The sequence below is a fragment of the Oleiphilus sp. HI0123 genome, assembly GCF_001635315.1.
In genome coordinates this window covers 1-571 of the sequence record NZ_LWGE01000978.1, presented here as the reverse complement: position 1 = coordinate 571, position 571 = coordinate 1, and the positions used below count along the sequence as shown (strand labels likewise).

Here is a 571-nt window from a genome sequence, read left to right as displayed (position 1 = left end):
AGCACAAGTTCTTAAAAGAAAAGGGCTTGGATCACGCAATAGATTACCGTACCCAGGATTGGAAGAAAGAACTTCTCGCCCTCACCAATAGCCGCGGTGTCGACTTGATCACAGACCCTATTGGCGGCGATAACCTGAAAAAAAGTTACAGTGCCTTAGCTAACACCGGCCGACTAGGCATGTTTGGTATTTCCTCTGTGTCCGACTCGGGAATCAAAGGCAAGTTGAATATGCTTAAGATGATTGTGCAAACACCTTTTTATCACCCTTTTGGTTTAATGGATCAGAACAAAGGCGTATATGGTGTCAATATGGGGCATTTATGGCATGAACATAAGAAGATTGATATCTGGATGAAAGAGATACTAAAAGGCTATGCTGAAGGCTGGATCAAGCCTCATGTCGATAGCACGTTTTCCTTCAAGGATGCAGCCAAAGCGCATGAGCATATCGAGCAACGCAAGAATATTGGTAAAGTAATTTTAGTCCCCTAACTCACAATGAAAGCAAGGCTCTTCCATTTATTGGCTTGCTGAGCCTTCGCATATTCTAGAAGGTATACTGAGCCAAC

Annotated in this window: 1 protein-coding gene; it reads left to right on the top strand. The window is 43.4% G+C overall.

Annotated features, from left to right (window positions below):
- Window positions 1–494 (top strand): zinc-binding dehydrogenase (locus A3761_RS08460; protein ID WP_156491753.1); only part of this gene is annotated, 494 nt, incomplete at its 5' end.
- Window positions 495–571 lie beyond the last annotated feature (77 nt).